The 16,831-nt window shown below is 67.5% G+C and carries 13 protein-coding genes; 5 read left to right on the plus strand and 8 right to left on the minus strand.

Annotation, left to right across the window (positions count from 1 at the left end; all coding sequences use genetic code 11):
- The first annotated feature begins 59 nt into the window (after positions 1 to 59).
- A complete protein-coding gene (locus AC5O77_RS08345; RefSeq protein ID WP_478057868.1) occupies positions 60 to 713 on the plus strand; it encodes a hypothetical protein in 654 nt (217 codons plus the stop codon).
- A 32-nt stretch (positions 714 to 745) separates the two neighbouring features.
- Here AC5O77_RS08345 and AC5O77_RS08350 read toward each other — a convergent pair whose 3' ends face one another.
- The 7 genes from AC5O77_RS08350 to creB all read right to left on the minus strand — a co-directional run bounded on the left by AC5O77_RS08350 (position 746) and on the right by creB (position 8,560).
- Complete coding sequence (locus AC5O77_RS08350; protein ID WP_004150412.1) at positions 746 to 1,237, minus strand: Fur family transcriptional regulator; 492 nt, start codon at positions 1,235 to 1,237, stop codon at positions 746 to 748.
- 34 nt (positions 1,238 to 1,271) lie between these two features.
- Positions 1,272 to 2,675 carry a glutamate--tRNA ligase gene (gltX, locus tag AC5O77_RS08355; RefSeq protein WP_478057867.1) on the minus strand — a complete coding sequence of 468 codons (1,404 nt, stop codon included), beginning with the start codon at positions 2,673 to 2,675 and terminating at the stop codon, positions 1,272 to 1,274.
- A 153-nt stretch (positions 2,676 to 2,828) separates the two neighbouring features.
- A complete protein-coding gene (locus tag AC5O77_RS08360; protein WP_478057866.1) occupies positions 2,829 to 4,406 on the minus strand; it encodes a M20/M25/M40 family metallo-hydrolase in 1,578 nt (525 codons plus the stop codon).
- Positions 4,407 to 4,548: 142 nt separating this feature from the next.
- Positions 4,549 to 4,959 carry a hypothetical protein gene (locus AC5O77_RS08365; protein WP_071228476.1) on the minus strand — a complete coding sequence of 137 codons (411 nt, stop codon included), beginning with the start codon at positions 4,957 to 4,959 and terminating at the stop codon, positions 4,549 to 4,551.
- 10 nt (positions 4,960 to 4,969) lie between these two features.
- On the minus strand, positions 4,970 to 6,289 hold the full coding sequence (gene creD / locus AC5O77_RS08370; RefSeq protein WP_478057865.1) for a cell envelope integrity protein CreD: 1,320 nt from the start codon (positions 6,287 to 6,289) through the stop codon (positions 4,970 to 4,972).
- 81 nt (positions 6,290 to 6,370) lie between these two features.
- Complete coding sequence (gene creC / locus AC5O77_RS08375; protein WP_478057864.1) at positions 6,371 to 7,831, minus strand: two-component system sensor histidine kinase CreC; 1,461 nt, start codon at positions 7,829 to 7,831, stop codon at positions 6,371 to 6,373.
- Positions 7,832 to 7,834: 3 nt separating this feature from the next.
- On the minus strand, positions 7,835 to 8,560 hold the full coding sequence (gene creB / locus AC5O77_RS08380) for a two-component system response regulator CreB (protein ID WP_478057863.1): 726 nt from the start codon (positions 8,558 to 8,560) through the stop codon (positions 7,835 to 7,837).
- 35 nt (positions 8,561 to 8,595) lie between these two features.
- Here creB and AC5O77_RS08385 point away from each other — a divergent pair, with 35 nt between their 5' ends.
- From AC5O77_RS08385 to AC5O77_RS08400, 4 genes are all read left to right on the plus strand, one after another.
- Entirely contained in the window at positions 8,596 to 9,453 is an 858-nt protein-coding gene (locus AC5O77_RS08385; RefSeq protein ID WP_024958156.1) for a 23S rRNA (adenine(2030)-N(6))-methyltransferase RlmJ, read from the plus strand.
- A 95-nt stretch (positions 9,454 to 9,548) separates the two neighbouring features.
- Positions 9,549 to 10,094, plus strand: a complete 546-nt coding sequence (locus tag AC5O77_RS08390; protein ID WP_004150340.1) for a GNAT family N-acetyltransferase — start codon at positions 9,549 to 9,551, stop codon at positions 10,092 to 10,094.
- Between the two features lie 148 nt (positions 10,095 to 10,242).
- Entirely contained in the window at positions 10,243 to 13,707 is a 3,465-nt protein-coding gene (gene mfd / locus AC5O77_RS08395) for a transcription-repair coupling factor (RefSeq protein ID WP_110711665.1), read from the plus strand.
- Positions 13,708 to 13,751: 44 nt separating this feature from the next.
- On the plus strand, positions 13,752 to 14,369 hold the full coding sequence (locus AC5O77_RS08400; RefSeq protein WP_049446339.1) for an HD-GYP domain-containing protein: 618 nt from the start codon (positions 13,752 to 13,754) through the stop codon (positions 14,367 to 14,369).
- Positions 14,370 to 14,461: 92 nt separating this feature from the next.
- Here the strand turns inward: AC5O77_RS08400 and AC5O77_RS08405 are convergent, their stop codons facing one another.
- On the minus strand, positions 14,462 to 16,555 hold the full coding sequence (locus AC5O77_RS08405; protein WP_478058895.1) for a M13 family metallopeptidase: 2,094 nt from the start codon (positions 16,553 to 16,555) through the stop codon (positions 14,462 to 14,464).
- Between the last annotated feature and the right edge of the window lie 276 nt (positions 16,556 to 16,831).

The raw sequence follows: 16,831 nt of genomic DNA on the forward strand, positions 1-16,831 counted from the left end.
TGCCTTCACCCCATTGATCCGCTACCGTTGCGGATCTGGATCAGGATCGCTGGAAGACGATGAAATTTACGACACTGGCCAGGCGGGCGGCCAAGGACACGCTGGAAGCGGAAGATCTGATCGCCTTCGTGCAGGAGCACGGCGCCGAAGGTGGCAAGGAAATTGAGCGGCTGCGGATACTGCACGGTTGGCCGGATGATGGCCTGCTGGGCGATGGTAGCCGGGTCGTACCGTTCGGCGGCTGGGCCAAGGCCTGCACCGCCTGGGGACGCCAGGGCGTGGAAGGCCTGCGCGCTATGCTGGGTGACCCCCAGCTGGCAGTGTTCGCGCTCGGCACACTGGCCGATGTGAGTGGCCCCGCCGCCATTGCCGTCCTGCTGGACTTTGCCGAACGCGCTGACTGGTCGCGTGCGGGCACACCGCGTGATCTGCCCTGCCAGGCGCTTTACTGCCTCAATACCGCGCTTTCGGGGAAGACCGGCGTTGAGGTTACACCCGGCATGCAGGCGTCGATGCTGCGTATCGCCAAGCTCATCTGGGACGCCAGGGTGCCCAATGTGCATTTCCTGGCGCAGGCACTGTATTTCGTGCGCCATGCCGACCCGGTACCAGCGCTCGCCTGGGTCGAGCAGTTGCGGGTGGACGACCCTGTACTGGTCGACGCACAGCGCAGCGTCCTGAAGCGTCTGAAAGAGCACGCCGCCCGGGACTGAGCGTGCGGCTCAGTCCGGGTATGCGCCGCGACTCAGCCCGCGCAGCGCGCGCAGAGCCCGTGCACTTCCAGGGTCTGCGCCTGCGGCTGGAAGCCCAGCTCCTTGGCGCGCTTCTCCAGCTGGGTGACGATCTCGCGGTCTTCCAGCTCCACAGCACTGTGGCAGCTGTTGCAGATCAGGAACGGCACCGAGTGCGCGGCACTGCTGGGATGGTGGCAGGCCACGAAGGCATTGACCGATTCCAGCTTGTGCACGAAGCCATTGGCCATCAGGAAATCCAGCGCGCGGTACACGGTGGGCGGGGCATCGGCGCCCACGCCCTTGCCGTTACGCACCCATTCCAGCAGCTCGTAGGCCTTGACCGGCTTGCCGGCCTCGGCGATCAGCTTCAGCACATTGGCGCGGATCGGGGTCAGGCGCAGCCCGCGTTCGCGCGAGACGCGCTCGACCACCGCCACGAAATCCGATGCGTCGTGGACGTGGTGGTGCGGGGCGGTACAGGCAGTGGCGGTCTTGGCGGGCATGCGTGTTCTCCGGTTCGGGCCTGGCAAGGATGCCTCAGGCCGTTGCTACCTTGGTGATGGCCACATCAATGCGTTTCAAGGCCTGCTCGCGGCCGGCCAGGTAAACGGTATGGGAAATGTCAGGACTGACCTGGGTGCCGGTGATGGCCACGCGCAGCGGCTGGGCCACCTTGCCCATGCCGATTTTCAACGCTGCGGCCGCGTCGTGCAGGGCGACGCCCACCGACTCGGCGGTCCATTCCGGCAGGGCGGCCAGCAGCTCGCGGGCCTTGCCCAGCGCCACTTCGGCACCGGCCTTGAAGTGCTTGGCCACCGCCGCTTCGTCGTACTCGGTCAGCGGCTGGTACCAGACCACGGCCTTCTCGGCCATTTCCTTCAGGGTCTGCACGCGTTCACGCAGGGCGATCACCACGTCCTCCGGGGCGGGGCCGGCGGCCACGTCCAGGCCCAGCTTCTGCAGCTGGTAGACCAGGTGCGGCACGATCGCGGCCACGTCCTCGGTCTTCAGGAAGTGCTGGTTGACCCAGCCCAGCTTGGCCATGTCCAGGCGCGAGGCCTTGGAGTTGCAGTCCTTCACGTCGAACAGGTCGATCAGCTCCTGGCGGCTGAACAGCTCCTGGTCACCGTGCGACCAGCCCAGGCGGGCCAGGTAGCTCAGCAGCGCGTCCGGCAGGTAGCCGGCGTCCTTGTACTGCATCACGTCGGCCGCGCCGGTGCGCTTGGACAGCTTGGCGCCCTGCTCGTCGAGGATCATCGGCATGTGGCCGAACTTCGGCACCGGCGCGCCGATGCCTTCGTACAGGTTGATCTGGCGCGGAGTGTTGTTGATGTGGTCATCGCCGCGGATGACCTCGGTGATGCCCATGTCCCAGTCATCCACCACCACCGCGAAGTTGTAGGTGGGGTAGCCGTCCGGGCGGAAGATGACCATGTCATCCAGCTCGCTGTTGGCGATCTCGATGCGGCCCTTGATCAGGTCGTCGAACACCACCGTGCCTTGCAGCGGGTTCTTGAAGCGGATGACGCGGTTCGGGTCGTCCTTGCGCGGCAGGCCCAGTTCGCGTGCAGCGCCGTTGTAGCGCGGCTTCTCCTGCCTGGCCATGGCGGCCTCGCGCATCGCGTCCAGCTCTTCGCGGGTTTCGTAGGCGTAGTAGGCCTTGCCGTCGGCCACCAGCTGCTCGGCCACTTCCAGGTAACGGGCGACGCGGTCGGTCTGGTAGATCGGGCCTTCGTCATAGTCCAGGCCCAGCCACTCCATCGCCTCCAGGATCGCGTCGATCGCGCCCTGGGTGCTGCGTTCACGGTCGGTGTCCTCGATGCGCAGCACGAACTCGCCGCCACGGTGGCGGGCCTCCAGCCAGCAGTACAGCGCGGTGCGGGCACCGCCGATGTGCAGGTAACCGGTGGGGCTGGGGGCGAAGCGGGTGCGGCAGGTCATGGACGGCTCGAGGAACGGGAATCCCCCGATTTTACCAGCCCGCCGCCCCCGACGGAAAAAGGGGACGGAGGGAATTAAGTCGCGATTGCCCAGCCGCTGGGCCTGCAACCGGGAAACGGAGGGGAGAAACGACTTAATCCCCTCCGTCCCCTTTTACGGTTCTACCTTGCGCGGGAAGGACTGCTCGCGCATCGCGGCGTTGTAGGCGAACGAGGCGACGATGGCTGCGGCCTGCTTCAGGTCTTCCGGTTCGGCGTGGTCCCAGGTGTCCAGGTGGCTGTGGTGGACATTGGTGAAGTAGTCCAGCCGGTCCTGGATGAACTGGAAGCCCGGCAGGCCGATGCGGTCGAAGCTGATGTGGTCGGTGCTGCCGGTGTTGCGGGTGGCCACGGTGGTGGCGCCGACGTCATGGAACGGGGCCAGCCAGGCTTCGAAGATCGGCATCGCCGCCAGGTTTTCCTGTGCATAGATGCCACGGAAGCGGCCCGAGCCGTTGTCCATGTTGAAGTAGACCTGGAACTTGCCGTAGTCGCGGGTCTTCTGCAGCGCGCCGGTCGGCTCGCGCAGCGAGGCCGGCAGCGCCTTCTGCGCCGGGTCGGTGGGTTCCGGGAAACGGCCGAAGTGCTTGGCCACATAGGCCTGCGAGCCGATCAGGCCCTGCTCCTCGCCGCTCCACAGCGCCACCCGGATGGTGCGCCTGGGCTTGGCGCCGGTGGCCTTGAGGATGCGCATCGCTTCCATCATCACCGCCACGCCGGCCGCGTTGTCGGCCGCACCGGTACCACTGTGCCAGGAATCCAGGTGCGCGCCGATCATCACCACTTCATCGGGCCTGCTGCTGCCACGGATCTCGGCCAGCGTGTTGTAACCCGGCTGGTCGGCCTCGTCGGTGAAGCGCGCAGCCACATCCACGCGCAGGCGCACGGTCTGCTTGGCCTCCAGCGCGCGCACCAGCGGATTGAAGTGCTCGCTGATCATCGCCAGCTCGGGAATGCCCACCGACTCACCGGCCTTGCGCGAGCCGCCGCCGGCAACGCGGATGATGCCGTTGTCCCAGCTGCTGATGCTGATCGAGGCCAGCGCGCCTTCTTCCACGAAGAACGCATTGACCTTGGTCGCCAGCTGCTGGCGTTCCTGGTATTCCTTGACCCGCTTCGCACGCTCGGCGGTGGCGTCCTTGTCCTTGGGCAGGGTGAACTCCTGCAGGCCCTCCAGCGAGGTGGCGTCGTGGCGGTGCGAATCCGCCTCGGTGCCGCGCTTGTACTCGCGCGCCTCGCCCAGCAGCAGGATCTTGCCGCGCAGCTTGCCGCGGTACTTCTCGATGTCCTCGGGCTTCTTGATCTCGACCTGCACCAGTTCGCCTTCAACCGGTCCATTGGTGCCCGGCGTCCACGCCTTCGGCAGTGCATGCAGCGGCTGTATACGGTCCCCCAGCATCTCCACGCTGGCCGAGGTGAACTCCCAGCCGCGCCCGAAGTCGTCGAAGGCTTCGTCATGGACGTTGTCCAGCTTCCATTCGTTGAACTTGCCGCGGGTCCACGCATTGGCGCGGCCCATCGCCGGCGAGTTGGTCAGTCGCGGGCCGATGCGTTCGGTGAGGTAGCTGAAGGTGTCCATCACCTGCGAACGGTGGAAGGCCTCCTGGCGGATGCGGCTGACCATGTCCAGGTCCACCGGCTCGCGCTGCTGCGCGCCTGCATTGCCCCCCATCGCCAGCGCTGCGGCCAGCATGCCCCACTTCAACACATCGCACCCCTGCCCTTCGGCTCGATCATCAACCCATCGAGTCTAGCCAGCAGGGGCGCGCCGATACCGTCCCATCGGTCATGGACAGCGACAGTAGATCCACGCCATGCGTGGATGAACAACCGAATCACCCACTCCATCCCAGCCACAACTGCGCCCGTTCCGGCAGCAGCAGCAACCAGTGCCGCCGGTCGATGCTGCTGCAGCCGTACACCGCCGCATGCGCAGGCCAGTCCTCGGGCAGGCCGCCGATGCCGATCTCGGCCAGCGCCTCCGCCCCGGCCTTCCATGGCCGGTAGCGCGGCACCCGGCCAGCCAGCGCGCCGCGTCCCTGCCGCGCGCCGTGCAGCCAGGCCAGTCCCTGGCCCTGCAATCCCTCGCAGGTCACCGCTGCCAGCTGGAAGCGGACCAGGCCGGGGGCGATCCGTGCCCCGGGCAGGGCCGCCAGCACGCCGTGCGCCTGCAGCAGTGCATCCACTTCCAGCAGGGCCGGAATGCCCTGCCGTGCCCGTTGCCGCAATCCCTGGCGCCAGCCCATGGCGTACTCCTTACTTCAGTTCCGCGCCAAGCGCGTACCAGTCCACCCGGCGGGTCACCCACATCGCCAGCGCCAGGATCACGAACAGCAGCAGCGAACCCATCAGCAGCGCGTTGTTCTCCGACACCAGCAGGCCATACAGCGCGCCATACAACACGGTCAGCAGCGCAGCGAAGCCGAGGCCGCGCTTCCAGTGGCCCAGCACGTTGGCCAGGTACACCGCCTGCAGGCCGATACAGGCCACCGCCGAAACCAGGTAGGCCTTCCAGAACGCGATATGCTCGGACAGGCTGATCAGCAGCAGGAAGAAGATCGCCAGCGCCAGGCCCACCATGAGGTACTGCAGCGGGTGGATGCGCAGCGACCTGATCAGCTCGAACAGGATGAAGCCAACGAAGGTGAGCAGCACGAACAGCACGCCGTATTTCGAGGCACGGTCGGCCTGGGTGTAGGCATCGACCGGATCAACCAGCGAGACCGTCACCGCCTGCGAGTCGACCGAACCATCATTGCGCAGCTGTCGCTGTGCGTCGGAGGCCAGCGAGGACACCGCCCAGCGCGCATCGAAGCCCTGTGCGTCGACGCGACGTTCGTTGGGCAGGAAGGCGCCGCTGAACGACGGATGCGGCCAGCTCGAACGCAGTGCGATCTTGGTGTCATCGCCCACCGGCACCACCGACAGCATGCGGCTGCCATCCAGGCGCAGCTCGAGTTCGACGGTGCTGGCAGCCAGCGTACCGCCCTGTTCCGCGGCGAAACCGGCCACCGGCGCATGCAGGCCTCGCCCCACCTCGCTGGCCGCACCAACCCCCGGCAGCAGGCGCAGCTGCTTGCCATCCACGCGCAGGTTCGGCGTACCGACCAGACCACGCACATCGGAAATGCCCACCGCCACATACGGCTGGCCGTAGCTGCGGCCGGCCTTCACCGGATAGTCGTCTGCAGCGAACGTCGCCTTCATCTGGCCGTTCCAGCTGTATACCGGCACCTTGAACAGGCCGACCTCACGTTGGCTCGGCAGCATCTCGCCGCCCACCTCCAGCGACGCCGGCATCTGCAGCCAGTGCCCCTCGGTGACCTGCACCTCGGTCTTCTTGACGCCCAGCGGGTCGACCAGTTCAACCTGCTTGCGTTCCACCCACGGCACCACCCGCACCGGGCCCACCAGCTGCTGTGCACCGGCGCGGCTGTCGGCCACCCGTGAGAAGGCCTCGTCGCGGTACGCGCTACGTTCGTTGATGACCCCGCGGATCATCGTCAGCGGCACCAGCAGCAGCAGGATCAGCCCGCCGACAATGGCGAACCGCAGCAGCATCTTCAGGGATTTCATGGTCCATCCTCGTTGGAGAGGGCTGCAGGATGGACCGCCGCGGTGAGCAGGGTTTGTGGCGAATTTGAAGCGAGTGTGAAGTCAGCGGCGCGGGCGCAGGCCTGGCACACCCAAAGGCAGCCACAGGCTGGCCACGGTGCCGCCGCCCTCGCGGATATCCACGCTGGCGCGCCCATCATGCAGGCGCGCGACCTCCTGCACGAACGGCAAGCCCAGGCCGGAGCTGCGCCGCCCGCTGCCGGGGCGGGCCAACGAATAGAAGCGCTCGAACACCCGCTCACGCGCGTAGTCGGGAATGCCGGCGCCACGGTCGGCCACCTGCAGGCGCACGCCCTGCCCGTCCACCTCGGCCTGCAGCGCGATCTCCGCGCCGGCCGGCGAGAAGGCAATCGCGTTGTCGATCAGGTTGTGCAGTGCCTGCCGCAGCAGGTAGGCGTCGCCTTGCACCCGCAGGTCGGGCACGCTGCCTATGCGGACCTGCACGCCGGCCGCCTGCGCGCGCACCTGCGCGGCCGCCGTCGCATCGGCCAGCAATGCCGGCAGCGCGATCGGGTCACGCGTCTGCAGCCAGCCGTGCTGTTCCACTTCGGCCAGCGCCAGCAGCTTGTCGATGGTCTCGGTCAGCCGCTCCTGCTGGTCGACGATGCTGCGGGCGAAATGCACGCGGTCGGCCTCGGGCAACGGCTCCTGCAGCAGCTCGGCGGCACCGCGGATCGCCGCCAGCGGGCTCTTCATCTCGTGCGTCAGCGACTGCACGTACTGCTCGACGTAGGCCTTGCCTTCGAGCTTCTGGCGCATCGTTTCCAGCGCCTGGCCGAGATCGCCGATCTCGTCGCGGCGGCGCCGTGGTGGTGGCACCGGTTCGCCCGCGCTGACCGCGCGTGCATAGCGGCTGAGCTGGCCGAGGCCGGTGGTCAGCCACATCGTCACCAGCACGCCGACCAGCGCCGACAGCCCGATCAGCCACGCACCGCGCTCGATGATGGCGCGCTGGCTGGCGGCGATGAACGGATCGATGCTGCGGTTCGGCTGGGCCAGGCTGAGCACGCCGATCAGCGTGCGGCCGTCGGCCGGGTCGTACACCGGCGCCGCCACATGCATCACCGTATCGCCTTCCTCGCCCGGAATCTCGGGGCTGGAACGTGCGCCGTACTCACCGCGCAGGGTGCGGTAGACATCATTCCAGCGCGAGTTGTCGCGGCCGAGATCACGGCCCAGCGAATCGTAGATGACGATGCCCTTGGCGTCGGTGATGGTCACCCGGTAATCCAGCGAGCGCTTGGGGAAACGCCAGACCATCGCCTTCAGGTCGCGCTGCCGCGCCTTGGCCAGGTTGCGGGTGAAGCTGCCGCTGCGGATGGTGCCGTCCTTGACGTCGGCGGCGGCCATCTCGGCCAGCACGTTGGCCGCATCGACCAGGGTCGATTCCATCGCCTGGCGCACACCGGGCTTCACCTCGTTGACGAACACGCGCATCACGAAGAACGCGGCGATGCCGGTGATCAGGAAGAAGCCGAGGAACAGCTTCAGTACCAGGCGCATCGGCTAGACCTCCAGCGCGTAGCCGAGGCCACGGTGGGTGCGGATCGGGTCGTCGCTGGCACCGGCCGCGCGCAGCTTGGCGCGCAACGTCTTTACATGGGTGTCGACGGTGCGGTCGGCACTGTCGGCACTGCTGTCCCAGCCCCGGTCCATCAGCTGCGCGCGGCTGAGGATGGCACCCGGGCGCTGCAGCAGCGCTTCCAGCAGTGCGTACTCATAGCGGGTCAGGTCCAGCGCATGGCCGCGGAAGCGGATGCGCCGGCCCTCGCGGTCAATGGCGAACGCGCCATGCTCCTGCCAGCCCGCATCGGCGCTGGGCGCTGCGACGACCGGCGCCGCACGGCGCAGGCGCGCACGCACCCGTGCCACCAGTTCGCGCGGCGAGAACGGCTTGGTCATGTAGTCGTCGGCGCCCAGTTCCAGGCCGAGCACGCGGTCCACTTCGTCGTTGCGCGCGGTCAGGAAGATCACCGGCAGCTGCGCCGCCGGCCCGGCCTGCGCACGCAGCCGCCGGCAGACCTCGAAACCGCTCAGGTCCGGCAGGCCCACGTCCAGCACCACCACGTCGATATCGCCGTCCTGCAGCCGCTGCAGGGCCTCACCGCCCAACAGGCAGTGACTGGCGGCATAGCCCTCGCTGCGCAGCGCATAGAGCACGGTTTCGGCGATGGCGGCTTCGTCCTCGACCACCAGGACATGGGCAACGGGAGCTGTCATGGCGCGCAGCATAGCCGCTGCGGCCGCCGCCCCGTACACTGCCGCCCATGAACTATCGCCACGCCTTCCATGCCGGCAACCACGCCGATGTGCTCAAGCACATCGTGCAGCTGGCCCTGATCGACAGCTTCAAGCGCAAGGACAGCCCGTTCTTCGTGCTCGACACCCACGGCGGCGCCGGCCGCTACCTGCTGGCCAGCGAAGAGAGCCGCAAGACCCTCGAGGCCGAATCCGGGATCATGCGGCTGATGGCCCAGCCCAAGCTGCCGGAGGTGGTCGAGCGCTATCTGAAGGCGGTCCAGGCCGATAATCCGGTGGGCGCCCTGACCAACTACCCGGGCTCGCCGCTGCTGAGCGCGCAGGCGATGCGCGCGCAGGACCGCATGGCGGTCTGTGAGCTGCAGGAAGCCGAAACGGCCACGCTGAAGGCTCTGTTCGCCCATGACAGCCGTGTCGACGTGCGGGCGGGCGATGGCTATGCGCTGCTGCGTTCGCTGCTGCCGCCGAAGTTCAACGGCAGCAAGATCGGCCGTGGCCTGGTCCTGATCGACCCGCCCTACGAGGCCCAGGACGCCGAATACCAGGCCGTTCTGGCCGCCCTGGCCGAAACCCTGGCGCGCTGGCCGCAGGCCACGTGTGCCGTCTGGTTCCCGATCAAGCAGCGCCGCACCATCCTGCACTTCCTGCGCAAGGCCACCGCCCTGCCGGTGAAATCGGCGATGACGATCGAGTTCCTGGTGCGCCCGGACGACTCACCGCTGCGCCTCAACGGCAGCGGCATGCTGCTGCTCAACCCGCCCTGGCAGTTCGACCGGGTGGTCGGCCCAGCCCTGCCGGCGCTGCGCCAGCACCTGGGTGAACCCGGGGCCAGCACCCGCCTGGATTGGCTCAAAGCACCCGAATAACGGCCTTCACGAGGCTGTACCGCCGTGAGCCTTTCGTTCACGGAATGCAGCCCCGGTGATGCCACAATCGATGGACCACCAAGGAATCACCCGGTATGGCCACTCGCAACCGCATGCCGCCCTGGCATGAGATCTTCAAGGCTCCCAGCGGCCACGAGCTGCTGATCCGCCCCATCCGCCCGGAAGATGGCGCACCGCTGCAAGCGGCGTTCAGCCTGTTCGGGCCGGAAGAAATCCGTGATCGTTTCCTGCAGGCGGTGACCGAGCTTTCGCCGGAAACCACCCAGCGCCTGACCCACCCGAATCCCAAGACCGAGATCACCCTGGTCGCTGCCGAATCCCTGCCCGCTGGCGAAGCGGTGGTCGGCGCGGTCGCCCGGGCCTCGATCATCCCCGGTACACGTGAAGCCGAGTACGCGATCCTGATCAGCCGCTTCCTCATTGGCCAGGGCCTGGGCCGGCAGCTGATGCGCAAGCTGGTGAAATGGGGCCGCGGCAAGTATCTGGACCGCCTGTACGGCGACGTTGCCGCTGAGAACGAGCCGATGAAGCAGCTGGCCGCCTCGCTGGGCTTCAAGCCGGTGCCGCACCCGACCGGCGCCGAAGGCCTGGTGCGGATGGTGCTGGAGCTGGACAACTGAAGGATTCGCCGGGCGTGCCCGGCGACGCCTCCCGGTAGTGCCGGCCGCTGGCCGGCATTCCGATGCCCCAACGGCACATGAGGCGGCCAGCAAACGGCCGGCACGACTCGCCGGGCTTCGATCGGGCTTCTGCTAAAATCCGGGGTCCATGTCGCGTACCTCATACCCCGCCCCGCCGCTGCCGCGCGCCGGCCAGCTCCGCGCCTGGTGGCGCGCCCCCGCATCTCCGACCGCCCTGGCCTGGTACCTGGCCCAGGCCGCGCGTGCGCACGACGCCCCGCTGCTGGTGATCGCCCGTGACAACCACGGTGCCAACCAGCTCGAAGCCGACCTGCAGACACTGCTCGGCGGTGACCCGGCCCTGCCGGTGGTGGCCTTCCCGGACTGGGAAACCCTGCCCTACGACCGCTTCAGCCCGCATCCGGACATCATTTCGCAGCGACTGTCCGCCCTGCACCGCCTGCCCACGCTGAAGCGCGGCCTGGTGATCGTGCCGGTGCAGACCCTGCTGCAGCAGCTGGCCCCGCGCAGCTACGTGATCGGTGGCAGCTTCGACCTGAAGGTCGGCCAGCGCCTGGATCTGGAAGCCGAGAAGCGTCGCCTGGAAAGTGCTGGTTACCGCAACGTCCCGCAGGTGATGGACCCGGGTGACTTCGCCGTGCGCGGCGGCCTGCTCGATGTGTTCCCGATGGGCGCCGACGAGCCGCTGCGGGTGGAGCTGCTGGACGAGGACATCGACTCGATCCGTGCCTTCGACCCGGAAAGCCAGCGCTCGCTGGACAAGGTCGAGGCGGTGCACATGCTGCCAGGCCGCGAAGTACCGATGGACGAAGCCAGCATCGCCCGCGTGCTGGCCACGCTGCGCGAACGCTTCGATGTCGATACCCGGCGCAGCGCGCTGTACCAGGATCTGAAGTCCGGGCTGGCCCCGGCCGGCGTCGAGTACTACCTGCCGCTGTTCTTCGAACGCACCGCGACCCTGTTCGACTACCTGCCCGACGGCAGCCTGCCGGTGGTCTGCGCCGGTGCCGGCGAAGCCGCCGAGGCGTTCTGGGCGCAGACCGGCGAGCGTTACGAGCAGCGCCGCCACGATGTGGAACGGCCGCTGCTGCCGCCGTCGGCGCTGTACCTGTCGCCGGAACTACTGCGCGAACGCCTGAACGATGCCCCGCGCATCGAAGTGTGGTCGGCTGACCACGCGCGCATCGCCGATGCCCATGCGTTGGGCGACCAGCCGCTGCCGCCGCTGCCGGTGGCCGCGCGCGAGGCCCCCGCTGGCGACGCGCTGAAATCCTTCCTCGGCCATTATCCGGGCCGGGTGCTGATTGCCGCCGATTCGCCCGGGCGTCGCGAGGCGCTGCTGGAAGTGTTGCAGGCCGCCGAGCTGAAGCCGCCGGTGGTGGCCGACCTGCCCAGCTTCCTCGCCGACGATGCGCGCTTCGCGATCGCGGTGGCGCCGCTGGAGGATGGCTTCGCACTGGACGATCCGCGCATCGCGGTGCTGACCGAGCGCCAGCTGTTCCCCGAGCGCGCCGGCAGCACCCGCCGCACGCGCCGTGCCGGCCGCGAACCGGAAGCGATCATCCGCGACCTCGGTGAACTGACCGAGGGTGCGCCGATCGTGCACGAGGACCATGGCGTCGGCCGCTACCGTGGCCTGATCGCGATGGACGTCGGCGGCATGCCCGGCGAGTTCCTCGAAATCGAATATGCCAAGGGTGACCGCCTGTATGTGCCGGTCGCCCAGCTGCACCTGATCAGCCGCTACTCCGGTGCGTCGGCGGAAACCGCGCCGCTGCATTCGCTGGGCGGCGAACAGTGGAGCAAGGCCAAGCGCAAGGCCGCCGAGAAGGTGCGCGACGTCGCCGCCGAGCTGCTGGAGATCCAGGCCCGCCGCCAGGCGCGTGCTGGCCTGGCACTACAGGTGGACCGCGCGATGTACGAGCCGTTCGCCGCCGGTTTCCCGTTCGAGGAAACGCCGGACCAGCTGGCCGCGATCGACGCGACCCTGCGCGACCTGGCCAGCAGCCAGCCAATGGACCGCGTGGTCTGCGGCGACGTCGGCTTCGGCAAGACCGAGGTGGCGGTGCGTGCGGCATTCGCCGCCGCCAGTGCCGGCAAGCAGGTGGCCGTGCTGGTGCCGACCACGCTGCTGGCCGAACAGCATTACCGCAACTTCCGCGACCGCTTCGCCGATTACCCGCTGAAGGTCGAGGTGCTGTCGCGCTTCAAGACCACCAAGGAAATCAAGGCCGAGCTGGAAAAGGTCGCCGCCGGCACCATCGACGTCATCGTCGGTACCCATCGCCTGCTGCAGCCGGACGTGAAGTTCAAGGACCTGGGCATGGTCATCGTCGACGAGGAACAGCGTTTCGGCGTGCGCCAGAAGGAAGCGCTGAAGGCGCTGCGCGCCAACGTGCACCTGCTGACCCTGACCGCCACGCCGATTCCGCGCACACTCAACATGGCCATGGCCGGCCTGCGCGACCTGTCGATCATCGCCACGCCGCCGCCGAACCGGCTGGCGGTGCAGACCTTCATCACCCAGTGGGACAACGCACTGCTGCGCGAAGCCTTCCAGCGCGAGCTGGCGCGTGGTGGCCAGCTGTACTTCCTGCACAACGACGTGGAAAGCATCGGCCGCATGCAGCGCGAGCTGTCCGAGCTGGTGCCGGAGGCGCGCATCGGCATCGCCCACGGCCAGATGCCCGAGCGCGAGCTGGAAAAGGTGATGCTGGACTTCCAGAAGCAGCGCTTCAACGTGCTGCTGTCGACCACGATCATCGAGTCGGGCATCGACATCCCCAACGCCAACACCATCATCATCAACCGCGCCGACCGCTTCGGCCTGGCCCAGCTGCACCAGCTGCGCGGCCGTGTCGGTCGTTCGCACCATCGCGCTTACGCGTACCTGGTGGCCCCCGACCGCCGCTCGATCACTCCGGACGCCGAAAAGCGCCTGGAAGCGATCGCGTCGATGGACGAGCTGGGCGCCGGCTTCACTCTGGCCACGCACGATCTGGAAATCCGCGGCGCCGGCGAACTGCTCGGTGAGGACCAGAGCGGGCAGATGGCCGAGGTCGGCTTCAGCCTGTACACCGAACTGCTGGAGCGCGCGGTGCGCAGCATCAAGCAGGGCAAGCTGCCCGACCTGGATGCCGGCGAGGAAGTGCGCGGTGCCGAAGTCGAGCTGCATGTGCCGGCGCTGATTCCGGAAGACTACCTGCCGGACGTGCACACCCGCCTGACCCTGTACAAGCGCATTTCCAGCGCGCGCGACAGCGATGCGCTGCGCGAGCTGCAGGTGGAAATGATCGACCGCTTCGGCCTGCTGCCGGATGCGGCCAAGCACCTGTTCGCCATCGCCGAGCTGAAGCTGAAAGCCAATACGCTGGGCATCCGCAAGCTCGACCTGGGCGAGAACGGTGGCCGCATCGTGTTCGAATCCAAGCCGAACATCGACCCGATGGCGGTGATCCAGCTGATCCAGAAACAACCGAACCTGTACGCCATGGAAGGGCCTGACAAGCTGCGCATCAAGCACCCGCTGCCGTTGCCGGAAGACCGCTTCAACGCGGCCCGCGCCCTTCTGACCACCCTCGCCCCGGGTTGATCGCCCCCGAATACCCCGCACCGGCCCCCACCCGGTGCGGGCGGATGACCATGTTTCCTGACGCCGTACCCGCCCCCGACCTGCTGCACGCGCAGGCCTGCCTGATCGATGCCCTTTCGATGTCGCTGCAGATGCGCGACGCCTACACCCGCCACCACTGCGACCGCGTCGGCCTGTTCGCGCAGCGCCTGGCCGCGCACTGCGATCTCGATGACGAGGCCTGTGCGCAGATCGGCCTGGCCGCGCGCTTCCACGACATCGGCAAGATCGGCATTCCCGACGATGTGCTGCTGGCACCGCGCCGGCACACCGATGAGGAACGCGCGATCATGCGCGAGCATCCGGTCCGCGGCGAGCACATCTTCCTGGCCACCGGCCGCAGTGACGCCGCGCCCGTGGCGCGACTGATCCGCGCCCACCATGAAGCGTTCGATGGCAGCGGCTACCCGGATGGGCTGCGCGGCGAATCCATCCCGCTGGGCGCGCGCATCGTCACCATCGCCGATGCCTACGATGCGATGACCAGCGTGCGCCCGTACCGCGACGCGATGGAGCACGAAACCGCATTGCGGATCATCGAAGCGCAATCTGGAGGGCTGGTGGACCCCTACGTGCTGCAGCGCTTCCATCGCATGCTGGCGCGGGAGCCGGAGCTAGCCTGAGACCCACCGGGCACCGCCCGGCGCCACCGACCGCGCAAACAAAAGGCCCGGCGTTCACCGGGCCTTTTGCATCACACATCACGCATGATCGATTACCAGATCACCACGCGCTTGTCGTCGGCACGCACCATCGCGTCGCCGGCCTTGCACTGGAACGCAGCGGCATACGACGGCATGTTCGACGGCGCGCCGTTGGCACGGAAGTTGGCCGGCGCGTGCGGGTCGGTGTTCAGGCGGACGCGCAGCTCACCGTCGGTGAAGTTGCGGCGCCACACGGTGGCCCAGTTCATGAAGAAGCGCTGGTCCTGGCTGTGGCCGTCGACTTCCACGTTCGCCTTCGGGTCTTCCTTCAGCGCCATCTGCAGCGCGTCGTAGGCCACGGTCAGGCCACCGAGGTCACCGATGTTTTCGCCCAGGGTCAGCTTGCCCTTGACGAACACGCCCGGCACCGACTCGTAGCCATCGAACTGCGCGACCAGCTGGTCGGTACGCTCGGTGAAGGCCTTGCGGTCAGCGTCGGTCCACCAGTTGTCGAAGTTGCCGTTGGCGGCGAACTGGCTGCCCGAGTCATCGTAGCCGTGCATCATTTCGTGGCCGATGACCGCACCGATGCCGCCGTAGTTCAGCGCCGGATCGGCCTTGGCGTCGAAGAACGGTGCCTGCAGGATCGCCGCCGGGAACACGATCTCGTTCTTGGTGGCGTTGTAGTAGGCGTTGACGGTCTGCGGGGTCATGCCCCACTCGGTCTTGTCCACCGGCTTGCCGATCTTGTCCAGCATGTAGCGGTAGTTGAACGCGCGCGCGGCCTGCATGTTGCCCAGGTAGCTGTCAGCGTTGGTCTGCAGGCCCGTCCACTCGCGCCACTTGTCCGGGTAGCCGATCTTCGGGGTGAAGCTGGCCCACTTCTCCAGCGCCTTCTTCTTGGTCTCTTCGCCCATCCACGGCAGCTGCTCCAGGCGCGCCTTCAGCGCCACCGAGAGGTTCTCCACCAGATGCTGCATGGCCACCTTGGACTCGGCCGGGAACACGGCATCGACGTACAGCTGGCCCAGGGCTTCGCCCATGCCACCGTTGACCGACTCCAGCACGCGCTTCCAGCGCGGCTGCATTTCCTTCTGGCCACGCAGGGTGGTGCCATAGAAATCGAAGTTGGCCTTCTCGAACTGGCTGCTCAGGTACGGCGAGGCGTCGTCGATGGTGTGGAAGCGCAGATAGGCCTGCCAGGTGCTGGCCGGCACATCGGCGAGCATCTTGTCCATTTCACCGAAGAAGCCCGGCTGCGCCAGCGAGAACTTCTGCGCGGCCGGCACCTTCAGGGTGTCGAACAGCGCGCTCCAGCTGAAGTTCGGGGTCAGCTTGTCGGCGTCAGCCGCGCTGAGCGGGTTGTAGCGCTTGGCCGGGTCACGCATTTCGATGCGCGACATCGAGGCCTTGGCCAGACGGGTTTCGAAGGCCATCACGGCCTTGGCCTGCTCGGCAGCCTGCGCCGCGTCCACGCCGGACAGCGTCAGCACCTGCGCGATGTAGGCCACGTAGGCGTCGCGGATCTTGGCCTGCGCGTCATCGAAGTAGTAGCCCTTCTCCGGCAGGCCCAGGCCGCCCTGGCCGACATAGGCGATGACGTTGGCCGAATCCTTGTAGTCGGCATTGGCGAACAGCGAGAACAGCACGCCCTTGCCCTCGGCCTGGCTGTCGCGCAGGTACTGGGTGATGGCGGCGGTATCGTTCAGCGCGGTGATCTTGTCCAGCTGCGGCTGCAGCGGCGCCAGGCCGGCGGCTTCGATCCTGGCTTCATCGTTGCCGGTCTTCCAGATGTCACCGATCTTGGCTTCCACCGAGCCGGCCTTGGCCTGGCTGGCCGCGGCCTGCTGCACCAGTGCGTGCTGCACTTCCAGCGAGCGCTCGCGCAGGATCTCGAAGCTGCCCCAGGTGGTCTGGTCGCCCGGCACCGGGTTGGCCTTCAGCCACTTGCTGTTGACGAAGCCATTGAGGTCGGTACAGGCCGAGATGGACGGATCCAGGTCGGCGCTGTTGAGCGAGATCAGCGGCGTCTTGATCTGCGACAGGTCGAAGGCCGGCTTGGCGTCGGCGCTGGCCGCCGGCGCGGTTTCATTCTTGCCACAGGCGGCCAGCGAGGCAGCGATGGCGATGGTCAGGCCCAACGGGGCCAGGTTGCGGAAGTTCATGAGGCTCTCCTGCGGGTAATTTCACAGGGTAGCCGGGCAGGCCCGCGGCGGGGACCGCCAAAGGTCACAGGACGCCCTTATGTAGAGTCGAGCCATGCTCGACTGCTCTCCGTCCCGGGTTCATGGCCCTTGCGGCAAGAGGCCAACAACAGTCGAGCATGGCTTGTATGTTCCTCCCGGCTCCTACGCGGTATGTAGGAGCCAGGGTGGAGGGACCGTCAAGCATGCATCTGCGGATACTAGCCGACAGACGAGTCGAGCGATCCCCATCCCGCA

The sequence above is a fragment of the Stenotrophomonas sp. INTA L402-1 genome, assembly GCF_059295135.1.

Bases quoted from the DNA above. Each gene is read 5' to 3' on its own strand.
- AC5O77_RS08345 (WP_478057868.1), top strand. From the start codon at position 60: ATGAAATTTACGACACTGGCCAGGCGGGCGGCCAAGGACACGCTGGAA.
- AC5O77_RS08350 (WP_004150412.1), bottom strand. From the start codon at position 1,237: ATGCCCGCCAAGACCGCCACTGCCTGTACCGCCCCGCACCACCACGTC.
- gltX (WP_478057867.1), bottom strand. From the start codon at position 2,675: ATGACCTGCCGCACCCGCTTCGCCCCCAGCCCCACCGGTTACCTGCAC.
- AC5O77_RS08360 (WP_478057866.1), bottom strand. From the start codon at position 4,406: ATGCTGGCCGCAGCGCTGGCGATGGGGGGCAATGCAGGCGCGCAGCAG.
- AC5O77_RS08365 (WP_071228476.1), bottom strand. From the start codon at position 4,959: ATGGGCTGGCGCCAGGGATTGCGGCAACGGGCACGGCAGGGCATTCCG.
- creD (WP_478057865.1), bottom strand. From the start codon at position 6,289: ATGAAATCCCTGAAGATGCTGCTGCGGTTCGCCATTGTCGGCGGGCTG.
- creC (WP_478057864.1), bottom strand. From the start codon at position 7,831: ATGCGCCTGGTACTGAAGCTGTTCCTCGGCTTCTTCCTGATCACCGGC.
- creB (WP_478057863.1), bottom strand. From the start codon at position 8,560: ATGCTGCGCGCCATGACAGCTCCCGTTGCCCATGTCCTGGTGGTCGAG.
- AC5O77_RS08385 (WP_024958156.1), top strand. From the start codon at position 8,596: ATGAACTATCGCCACGCCTTCCATGCCGGCAACCACGCCGATGTGCTC.
- AC5O77_RS08390 (WP_004150340.1), top strand. From the start codon at position 9,549: ATGGCCACTCGCAACCGCATGCCGCCCTGGCATGAGATCTTCAAGGCT.
- mfd (WP_110711665.1), top strand. From the start codon at position 10,243: ATGTCGCGTACCTCATACCCCGCCCCGCCGCTGCCGCGCGCCGGCCAG.
- AC5O77_RS08400 (WP_049446339.1), top strand. From the start codon at position 13,752: ATGACCATGTTTCCTGACGCCGTACCCGCCCCCGACCTGCTGCACGCG.
- AC5O77_RS08405 (WP_478058895.1), bottom strand. From the start codon at position 16,555: ATGAACTTCCGCAACCTGGCCCCGTTGGGCCTGACCATCGCCATCGCT.